The following is a 9,594-nucleotide window of genomic DNA, read 5'->3' on the forward strand; positions in this document are numbered from 1 at the left end:
ATTTTTATTGTCTTTGTTTATCCAAAAAAATAAGAATTTTAAACCTTTAAAACCTCTATCAAAGTCAAAAATAATCACTAATTTAATTCTTTTGATTTTATTTTTAATATTGTTTTGTTATTGTAGTTTTAGTATAAGTGCTTATCATTTTGATTTTAGTGCAATTGCGACCTATAAAGAAAAATTTCTTCAAGGTTTTTTAAATACCTTAATAATCAGTTTTTTTTCTTTATTACTGAGTATAATTTTGGGTGGAGTTTTTTGTGCTTTTTCTTTAAGTTCAATTGTTTTTTTAAGATTTTTATCTATATTTTACATAGAGCTTATCAGAGGAACCCCTTTACTAGTGCAGGTATTATTGATATATTATATCGTTGCAAATAATTTAGGACTTGATAATCGATATGTGGCTGGAGTTATTATTTTATCATGTTTTTCTGCTGCTTACTTAGCTGAAATATTTAGAGCTGGAATTTTAAGTATTTCTATATCTCAGCTTGAGAGCGCTAGGGCTTTAGGGTTAAAAGAGATGCAGGTTTTTGCGTATGTAATTTTTCCCCAAGCTTTAAAAAATATTTTAGCACCGCTGAGTGGACAATTTGCAAATTTAATTAAAGATAGTTCATTATTAAGCGTTATTGCTGTAAATGAATTAACCCAAAGTGCACAAGAGATAAATTCTTATACTTTTGCTACTCTTGAAGCTTATGTAATTTTGGCTATTACATATCTTGTTTTGACTTTACCTATAAGTATATTTTCTCGTTATTTGGAGAGAAAATGCCAAAAATGATTTAAAAAAGCTTGACAAATAGAGCTAATTTTGGCATAATCACATTTTTATTTCAGAAAATGTCTCGTTAGCTCAGCCGGTAGAGCATCTCCCTTTTAAGGAGGGGGCCGTTGGTTCGAATCCAACACGGGACACCATTATAAAGGTCGCTTAGCTCAGTTGGTAGAGCGCCACCCTTACAAGGTGGATGTCATAAGTTCGAGTCTTATAGTGACCACCATTTTATAAAATCATAAATAGGTTTTATAATCTCTACTTCTTTACTTTGGATGCAGCGGTAGTTCAGCTGGTTAGAATGCCGCCCTGTCACGGCGGAGGTCGCGGGTTCGAGCCCCGTCCGCTGCGCCATCTTGTCTCGTTAGCTCAGCCGGTAGAGCATCTCCCTTTTAAGGAGGGGGCCGTTGGTTCGAATCCAACACGGGACACCATTTTTATTGTTAGGGTTATGACCCTTTCGTCTAGTGGCCCAGGACAACACTCTCTCTGTGTGGAAACAGAGGTTCAAATCCTCTAGGGGTCGCCAATTATAGGTCGCTTAGCTCAGTTGGTAGAGCGCCACCCTTACAAGGTGGATGTCATAAGTTCGAGTCTTATAGTGACCACCATTTTATAAAATCATAAATAGGTTTTATAATCTCTACTTCTTTACTTTGGATGCAGCGGTAGTTCAGCTGGTTAGAATGCCGCCCTGTCACGGCGGAGGTCGCGGGTTCGAGCCCCGTCCGCTGCGCCATCTTGCTTGGTAACAATTTTATAAGTATAATTTGCAAAATAATAAAAAATAGAGCTAAGGAAAAAAATGCTTATTATTGGACATAAATTATTAAAAAATTTAGATTTTTCTTTTATTGAAAGTGTTGAAGAAGTTAAAGATAATAAAGTTTATTGTATTGTTTATGATGAAAAATTGATTTCTTATTTAAGTCAAAATGATTTTGAATTTGCTATTTTAGTTCAAAATAAAGACGAGATATTTTTAGCCAATGCTTTAGGAGCTAAGTTTTTGCTTTGCAATGACAAAAAACTTGCAAAATTTGCTAGCAAGGTTGCAGAATTTTATGTTTTTGATAGTAGGGTTTTAATGATTGTTGATAAATTAGAGAATTTTAAAAAATTTTATAAATTAAAAATCGATGGAATGATTTTAAAAGATAATATAGATAATTTTCCTAAAAACTGATAAATTCTTTTGTAAAATAAGTGCTAATTGACGAGGTTTAAATAATGCAAAAAAAATCTTTTTTGAAAATTTACGGATTAATTCCTTTTTTACTTATAGCATTCATCAATGCTTTTGTGGATTTGGGACATAAAATTATTATTCAAAATACTATTTATAAGGCCTATGAAGGAAGCGAGCAGTTATTTTTAAATGCTATAGTTAATGCTTTGATTTTACTTCCTTTTATTCTTATGCTTTCTCCTTCGGGTTTTTTAGCGGATAAATATCCAAAAAATATTGTAATGAAAATTTCAGCAATTTTCAATGTTGTACTCACTTTAATAATTTGCATTTGTTACTATAGCGGTGCTTTTTGGATGGCTTTTATTTTTACTTTTATAATGGGAGCACAAGCAGCGATTTATTCACCAAGCAAATACGGTTTTATCAAAGAACTTGTAGGAAAAGACTTTCTTGCTATGGGCAATGGTGTAATTAATGCAGTAAGCATTATGGCAATCTTAGCAGGAATGGCTTTATTTTCTTTAAGTTTTGAAAGTCTTTATAGCTCTACGTATAATCAAACAGATGAAATTTTAAAAGAAGTAGCGCCTTTAGGAATTGTGCTAATTTTATTTTCTTGTATCGAAGTATTTTTTGCGTGGCGTTTACCTAAGCTCAAACAAACAAATAAAGATTTAGTTTTTAATAAAAAAGACTATATTCATGGAAAACTTCTAATAAATAATCTTAAGCTTGTTTTTAAAAATAAAACTATTTGGCTTTGCATAATAGGAATTTCATTTTTTTGGGCTATATCTCAACTTTATCTTGTTAGCTTTCCTGTCTTTGTCAAAAATGAACTTTTCATAGAAAATACTTTTTATGTGCAAATTTCACTCGCTTTTTCTGGTATAGGAGTGATTTTAGGCTCTTTAGTAGCTGGTAAATTTTCAAAAAATTATATAGAACTTGGACTTATTCCACTTGGTGCATTGGGTATGTTTTTAATGGCTTTTTTAATGCCTTATTTTATAAGTTTATTAAGTTATAGTTTTTTATTTTTCTTTTTTGGATTTTGTGGAGCTCTTTTTATCGTTCCTTTAAATACTTTAATCCAATTTCATGCCAAAGAAAATGAATTGGGGCAAATTCTTGCAGGAAATAATTTTTTTCAAAATATTGCCATGTTAGGATTTTTAGTCTTAGCAACTTTATTTGCAAAATTTGAAATCAATGTGGTTTATTTGTTTTATTTTATTACTTTAGTAACCTTTATAGGAGGTTTTTATATACTTTTAAAATTTCCCTTTTCTTTAGTGCGTATACTTTTAAGCATAGCTTTTTTACAACGATACCGCTTACTTGTAGAAGGTTTTGAAAATATACCAGAAAAAGGCGGAGCTTTGCTTTTGGGTAATCATATTTCTTTTATTGATTGGGCTGTTGTACAAATGGCAATTCCAAGAAAAATTTATTTTGTTATGGAAAGAAGCATTTATTCTAAATGGTATATTAAATTTTTTCTTGATAAATTTGGCATTATTCCTGTATCAAGCACGGGAAGTAAGACGAGTTTAGAACTGATAGCAAAGCATATCAAAGAAGGTAATTTAGTTTGCTTGTTTCCTGAAGGTACACTTTCAAGACATGGACAATTAAATGAATTTAAAGCAGGATTTGAATTAGCTTGTGAATATTTAAGCGAAGATGATGGAAAAATTATTCCTTTTTATATAAGAGGACTTTGGGGTAGTGCTTTTTCAAGAAGCGATGAAGAATTTTCAGCAAGAAACCGCACTTTAAATAAAAGAAAAATTGCTATAGCTTTTGGTAAAGCTATGCCTTTGCATTCTAAAAAAGATGAAGTTAAAGCTAAAGTTTTTGAACTTTCTTTTATGGCTTGGAAATCACAATGCGAAGCTATGCATACTATAGCAAGAGCTTGGATAGATACAGCTAAAAAAAATCTAAATCAAATAGCTATTATCGATACACTAGCTGGAGATATTTCTTATAGAAAAATGTTGAGTCTTAGTTTAATTCTTAATTTTTTTATTAAAAGAAAATCCAAAGAATTAAACATTAACCCTCGGCGTGGAAGTTACGCTCCTAAAGAGGAAGCTATAGGAATTTTATTACCTGCTTCTTTTGCAAGTTCTTTAACCAATCTATCTGTTTTAATCGCAGAAAAAATTGCAGTAAATCTTAATTTTACGGCTGGAGAAAAAGCTCTAAAAGCAGCTATAAAAAATGCGCAAATTTCACAAATTTATACTTCTAAAACTTTTTTAGAAAAATTAGCAAATAAAGGTATAAACCTAAATTTCGATACAAATATACATTTAATTTATTTTGAAGATATTGTAGAAGATTTTAAAATGCAAAAAACTAAAATTTTTAGCATGATGTTAGCAGTTAGTATTATACCTAGTTTTATACTCAAAAGCATCTTCACTCCTTCAAAAAACAATCTTGCCATCGCAGCTATTTTGTTTAGTAGTGGAAGCGAAGGTTCTCCAAAAGGTGTTATGCTCAACAACCGTAATATTTTAAGCAATATAGCACAAATTTCTGATGTGCTTTGCACAAGAAATAATGATGTCATTCTCTCATCTTTACCACCTTTTCATGCTTTTGGACTTACCGTAACTACATTTTTGCCTTTGCTTGAAGGTATTAAAAGCATCACTTTTTCAGATCCAACCGATGCCTTAGGGGTTGCCAAAGCTGTTGCTAAAAATAATGTCACTATTATGTGTGGAACTTCAACCTTTTTAGGAATTTATACAAGAAATAAAAAGCTTGATGCTTTAATGTTTGAAAGTTTAAGAATAGTTGTATCGGGCGCTGAAAAACTAAAAAATGAAGTAAGAACTGCTTTTGAAATGAAGTTTAAAAAAAGCATTTTTGAAGGTTATGGAGCTACGGAAACTACACCTGTGGCGAGTGTAAATTTGCCGAATCGTTTTGATGCGGATTATTGGCTTATGCATCGTGCCAATAAAGAAGGAAGTGTAGGAATGCCTCTACCTGGAACTGCAGTGCGTATTGTTGATCCAAATAATTATGAAAATTTAAAAACAAATGAAGATGGACTCATACTTATAGGCGGTCATCAAGTTATGGTAGGCTATCTTAATGACAAAGAAAAAACCGATGAAGTGATTAAAGAAATTGATGGTATAAGATGGTACAACACGGGAGATAAAGGGCATTTAGATGAAGATGGTTTTTTATATATTGTCGATCGTTATTCTCGCTTTGCAAAAATTGGCGGAGAGATGATTTCTTTGGGTACAATAGAAGAAGAAATTGCCAAATTCATAGATACTGAAGTGGTTAAATTTTGTGCCACATCTTTAGAAGATGAGAAAAAAGGGGAACAAATTGCTTTACTCATAGAATGTAATAATGAAATTTTTGAAAGAGTATGTGAGATTATAAAAAATTCTAATATACCTACACTTTTTAAACCTAGATATTATTTTCAAATAGAAAAAATTCCCCTCCTAGGTTCAGGAAAAGTTGATCTTAAAAAAGTTAAAGAATTAGCTAAAAATTTAGCCATATAATTTGAGCTTATAACAAAGCCCAAATTAAAATTGGCATAGAAACAAAAGCAAAAAGAACTCCAAAGGCTACAGCACTTACGGCTAAATTGCTATCTAGTTTAGCTTTCATTACCATAGCTCCTGCTAAGGTCATAGTAGGAGCTGCGCTTTCTATAATAGCAACAATGGTAGAATTTTTTAATTCTAAATTAAATATTTTTAAACAAAATACAAAAAATAAAGGAGCTAAAATCATTTTAGCAAAGATGACAATTACTGTAGGTTTGTAAGAGGTTTTAATCGCCATAAAGCCAAGTCCTAAACCTATGGCAAAAAGTGCAACAGGGGTTGCAGAAGCGCCAAATAAACGAATAGGAGAGAAAATAAATTCAGGTAAAGTAATTAATTTGCACAAAAAACCAAAAAGCAAAGCTAAAAAAGGTGGAAAACTAAGAATTTTTTTAACATTAGCAAGTAAACTGACTTTTTCTCCATTTCCCAAAGAAAGTATAAAAGGTCCAAAAAGTGATATAGGTAAAGTTGTGGCTAAAGCATCGTAAAATATAACTTCAGCGCTAAATTGTGGGTCATTAAATATACCAGCAACAATAGGCATACCCACAAATATAGTATTTCCAAAACAAGAAAGCAAAAACATACTGACTAAAGTTACTTTAGAAAAATGAAAAACTTTTCCAATAAGAATAGCAAAAAAAGCTGCTAGTATACAGCTAAACAATCCAATAAAAATAAAAATAATCAATGAAAAATCAAAATTTAAATGATATGCTTTATCGAAAATCAAACAAGGTAAAGCAAAAATAATAGCAAAATCTAAAAAAGTCCTAGCTTGTTTTTGTTTTAAAACGCCAATTCTTTTGGCAAAATATCCGCCTGCAAGTAAAATAAAAATTGTAAATAATGGTATAAAAACAAACATTGAATAATCCTTTTTAAGGGATGGTTTTTGAAAACGGATAGAATTATATTCTTTATACTTAAAAAAAATCTTAATATTTTTTAAGTTTTTTAAAAAAACCAATATTTTTTATTTTTTGTAACTTTAAGAAATTGTAAGTTGAAATTTGATTTTGAATAGTTGGTATTTTAAGTTGAATGATTATAATTTTAAATAATGGTGCGGTTAGCGAGATTTGAATAATGCTAATAAAAACACTACTATACAATATTTATAAATAGCATCAAAATAAAAAGTTAGGATAAAAGTTAGGAAAATTATAAACATTATGTTTATTCCTATTTTTTTAATATTTTTACCATTGTATTTAAAAGTGTATATTAAAGAGTTGATTGAATATATACCGCTCCCGCTAAAAGAAGCGAGAGCATAGGCGAGTGATTGATTGTTATATATTGTTTGAATTGGAGTTTAATTTTTTTCAATTTCTTCAAGATTATATAATGGTTTTCTTACATTTGTACTAATTTTATATTCCTTAATATATCCTGACTTAACCCAATTTCTAATTGTTAGGATATTTACATTAAGCATCTTTGCTATTTCTTCTCTATTATAATATTTTTCAACCATTTTTCCTCTCCTTTTTTTGGGGGGGGGTCTTCTATTTTCTGAAAATCGAGAATGGTTTCTTTTGATATGTAATAACCTTTTTCTAATTTAAAGCTTTTTAGAACACCTCTTGAGTTCCATACACGAACTGTTGTATGGGTTACAGAGTACATTTTTGCAACTTCATCGACAGAATAATAAGTTTGCTCTTTAAAGCTTCCATCTTCTTGTAGTTTTTTAATTATTTTCATTCTATTGTTATCCTTTCTAATTTTTTTCTATAAAATCTTTTTCAAGCAAATAATCTTTGTTAATGTTTAAAGAATTTTTAGCTCTTGTAACTGCCACATACAAAAGATTTAATTCTTCTTTTGCTATGGTAATTTGTTCTCTTTCTTCAAGTTCTTGCTTGATGTTTAAAAAATCATCAATAATTTCAACATTATTCCACTCTAAACCTTTGCTCTTGTGTCCTGTACTTAATATCAAATCAGCTTGTTCTTGTTTTTTAACACAACTTTTTTCAATATCTTTAATAAGCTTTATAATATCGCTATGCACATATTTAAAAAGAACAAATATTTTTTGTTTTAAGTCAACCTCTTTAGTTAGTTTCGTTGATATATTCAAGAAGTTCTTTTAAGTCGGCAAATTTTGCAATAAACTGATTTTTGATATATTTGTGTTTTTTAAACAGAAGATTTTGTATGTCTAATAACTCATCAAAACTATAACTATTCACCCCTCCCACAAAAAATAATTTTTTATTTAAATTTTCTACTGCTATATCAAATAGTTTAGCATTAGTTCTGCATATTATAGCTTTTGCTTCATTTTCATTATTTTCCTTTCTTGGTTTTAGCGTTCCTTTAAAATCTCTTGGAGCATTTAAAATTCCCAAATAAGAATTGGCAATAGTAGCTATGCTTTGTGGGCATCTAAAGCTTTGAGTTAGATATAAAATATGAGATTTTGGCATAGATGCTAATACTTCTAAGGAATTTACAGCACCTCTGAATTTATAAATGCTTCGGAATGTATCTCCTATAAAAACTTTTTTAGCTTGCTTTTGGTTAAGAGCAATGTCGATAACACAAGCGTTGATATCCTGTGCTTCATCCACTAAAATAAAATCATATTCTAGCTTTGGTTTTGTAAGTTGAATTAAAAGAAGTTATAAATAATTATTTGTATAGCAAAGAACTTGAAAATATAGATTTTACATCTATAAAATTATTTGAAGGACCAATTGCAAAATATAAATTTTTTACACTGAAGATAAATTAAATACAATAAAACTAAAGTTTTATGAAATTGTTGGAATAAAACTTAAAAACATCAATAAGATAAATCAAGATAAATATTTATTATCAATTTCTGATGTTGTATGCGGATTATATGAAATTTTATTTATATAGATAATATATATTTAAAGAACACTTTATTGTTTTATAGGCGTATTTTACTAGAATTTGTAGAATATTCTTTAGAATATCAAGATGAAATGCAAATAAACGATATAAAAACGACTTTTTTAGTCAATTTTCTTAATTATTTAGAAAATAATTCAAAAAATGGCAATAAACTATCAAAAAAACAAAAATAACTTATTTGAGAGTATTAACTAGCTTTTTTTATAAGCGATAATAATGATGATTTGTTTATTTTTTCCTTTGATATGAAGAAAATTAGATTTAGAACAGAAAAATCAGAAGAAAAATTAAATTATCTTAATGAAAATGAAATTATAAGGCTAAATAATGTTTTAGAGAAAGAAAAAGCAAAAAAAGAAGTTTATAATAGTTTTAGAAACTCTTTACTGATAAAACTTATGCTTTATGGAGGACTTAGAATTTCTGAAGCTTTAAATGTAAAACTTTGTGATTTTGAAGAGGTTGATGATGAAATATTAAAAATATCCATAATAGGCAAGGGTGGTAAAGAACAATTTGCATTTATTAAAAAAGAAGTAGATGATGAGCTTGAATATTTTAAAGAAAATATCCAAGATCATGATTACATAATGCAAACTAGCATAGGAAAACATTTAAATAGAAGCAATGCTTTTTTGATTGTAAATAATATTTACGCTAAAGCTTTGATCAGCAAAAAAGGACTTCATTTGCTTAGACACACTTTAGCCATGAGATTAACAGCCAAAGGAACAAACCTTGTGGAATTCTAAGACATGCAAAACTAAATACTACTGCTATATATGCCAAAGCAACAAATGATACAATAAAAGCTGCGTTATTGAATAATTAATTTTTCTAAAATTGAGTATTTGCATAGACTTCTTTTTGAAGTCTATGCTGTGAATCTTTCTAATAAAAGTTTAGGTTCTCCGCCAAGTATTTTGATGAAATTTGCAATTCTTGATTGTATTATTTCTACGGAATACATACCTCCTAAACCGCCTAAAGCATAAAATAATTCTTCGAAAATGTCTTCTTTGTTAAATTCAAGTTCTTCTATGTCAATAAGATCAGGAGTTCGGCTACATTTTTGTAAATTTTGATATATTTTGACTAAAATCTTGATTTTTTGTAGATTA

8 protein-coding genes, 7 tRNA genes and 1 pseudogene are annotated in these 9,594 nt (G+C 29.1%); 11 read left to right on the forward strand and 5 right to left on the reverse strand.

What is annotated here, in order from left to right; all coding sequences use genetic code 11:
* Positions 1-7: 7 nt before the first annotated feature.
* The 10 genes from AJN58_RS07395 (at position 8) to AJN58_RS07440 (ending at position 5,530) form a co-directional block, all read left to right on the forward strand.
* On the forward strand, positions 8-793 hold the full coding sequence (locus AJN58_RS07395) for an amino acid ABC transporter permease (RefSeq protein WP_044794404.1): 786 nt from the start codon (positions 8-10) through the stop codon (positions 791-793).
* Positions 794-854: 61 nt separating this feature from the next.
* Positions 855-930: transfer RNA gene (locus AJN58_RS07400), tRNA-Lys, on the forward strand.
* A gap of 7 nt (positions 931-937) precedes the next feature.
* Positions 938-1,013, forward strand: a tRNA-Val gene (locus AJN58_RS07405).
* A 51-nt stretch (positions 1,014-1,064) separates the two neighbouring features.
* Positions 1,065-1,141, forward strand: a tRNA-Asp gene (locus tag AJN58_RS07410).
* 4 nt (positions 1,142-1,145) lie between these two features.
* Positions 1,146-1,221 (forward strand) — tRNA-Lys (locus AJN58_RS07415).
* A 19-nt stretch (positions 1,222-1,240) separates the two neighbouring features.
* Positions 1,241-1,316, forward strand: a tRNA-Arg gene (locus tag AJN58_RS07420).
* A gap of 6 nt (positions 1,317-1,322) precedes the next feature.
* Positions 1,323-1,398 (forward strand) — tRNA-Val (locus tag AJN58_RS07425).
* A 51-nt stretch (positions 1,399-1,449) separates the two neighbouring features.
* Positions 1,450-1,526 (forward strand) — tRNA-Asp (locus tag AJN58_RS07430).
* 66 nt (positions 1,527-1,592) lie between these two features.
* The gene (locus tag AJN58_RS07435; protein WP_070233912.1) at positions 1,593-1,973 is read left to right on the forward strand and encodes a hypothetical protein; all 381 of its coding nucleotides are present in this window, start codon (positions 1,593-1,595) and stop codon (positions 1,971-1,973) included.
* Positions 1,974-2,017: 44 nt separating this feature from the next.
* On the forward strand, positions 2,018-5,530 hold the full coding sequence (locus tag AJN58_RS07440) for an acyl-[ACP]--phospholipid O-acyltransferase (protein WP_070233913.1): 3,513 nt from the start codon (positions 2,018-2,020) through the stop codon (positions 5,528-5,530).
* A 7-nt stretch (positions 5,531-5,537) separates the two neighbouring features.
* Here the strand turns inward: AJN58_RS07440 and AJN58_RS07445 are convergent, their stop codons facing one another.
* The 4 genes from AJN58_RS07445 to AJN58_RS10385 all read right to left on the reverse strand — a co-directional run bounded on the left by AJN58_RS07445 (position 5,538) and on the right by AJN58_RS10385 (position 8,163).
* Entirely contained in the window at positions 5,538-6,449 is a 912-nt protein-coding gene (locus AJN58_RS07445) for an AEC family transporter (protein WP_002861688.1), read from the reverse strand.
* A gap of 578 nt (positions 6,450-7,027) precedes the next feature.
* Positions 7,028-7,291, reverse strand: a complete 264-nt coding sequence (locus AJN58_RS07450; protein ID WP_083261793.1) for a helix-turn-helix domain-containing protein — start codon at positions 7,289-7,291, stop codon at positions 7,028-7,030.
* Positions 7,292-7,307: 16 nt separating this feature from the next.
* Positions 7,308-7,601 carry a 3'-5' exonuclease gene (locus AJN58_RS10380; protein ID WP_261665682.1) on the reverse strand — a complete coding sequence of 98 codons (294 nt, stop codon included), beginning with the start codon at positions 7,599-7,601 and terminating at the stop codon, positions 7,308-7,310.
* A 43-nt stretch (positions 7,602-7,644) separates the two neighbouring features.
* Positions 7,645-8,163, reverse strand: coding sequence for a hypothetical protein (locus AJN58_RS10385; protein WP_261665683.1), 519 nt, complete (start codon positions 8,161-8,163; stop codon positions 7,645-7,647).
* Positions 8,164-8,466: 303 nt separating this feature from the next.
* On the opposite strand from AJN58_RS10385, the pseudogene AJN58_RS10540 reads away from it, so the two are divergent.
* Positions 8,467-9,305, forward strand: a pseudogene (locus tag AJN58_RS10540) (tyrosine-type recombinase/integrase); the annotation flags it as partial.
* Between the two features lie 42 nt (positions 9,306-9,347).
* Here the strand turns inward: AJN58_RS10540 and AJN58_RS07470 are convergent.
* A partial coding sequence (locus AJN58_RS07470) for a hypothetical protein (protein ID WP_186820939.1) occupies positions 9,348-9,594 on the reverse strand: 247 nt, incomplete at its 5' end.

The sequence above is a fragment of the Campylobacter sp. BCW_4321 genome (assembly GCF_001763075.1).
In the GTDB taxonomy this organism is placed as follows: Bacteria; Campylobacterota; Campylobacteria; order Campylobacterales; family Campylobacteraceae; genus Campylobacter_D; species Campylobacter_D jejuni.

Excerpts from the sequence above, each read along its gene's own strand:
- AJN58_RS07435 (WP_070233912.1), top strand. The coding sequence starts at position 1,593 with ATGCTTATTATTGGACATAAATTATTAAAAAATTTAGATTTTTCTTTT.
- AJN58_RS07440 (WP_070233913.1), top strand. The coding sequence starts at position 2,018 with ATGCAAAAAAAATCTTTTTTGAAAATTTACGGATTAATTCCTTTTTTA.
- AJN58_RS07445 (WP_002861688.1), bottom strand. The coding sequence starts at position 6,449 with ATGTTTGTTTTTATACCATTATTTACAATTTTTATTTTACTTGCAGGC.
- AJN58_RS07450 (WP_083261793.1), bottom strand. The coding sequence starts at position 7,291 with ATGAAAATAATTAAAAAACTACAAGAAGATGGAAGCTTTAAAGAGCAA.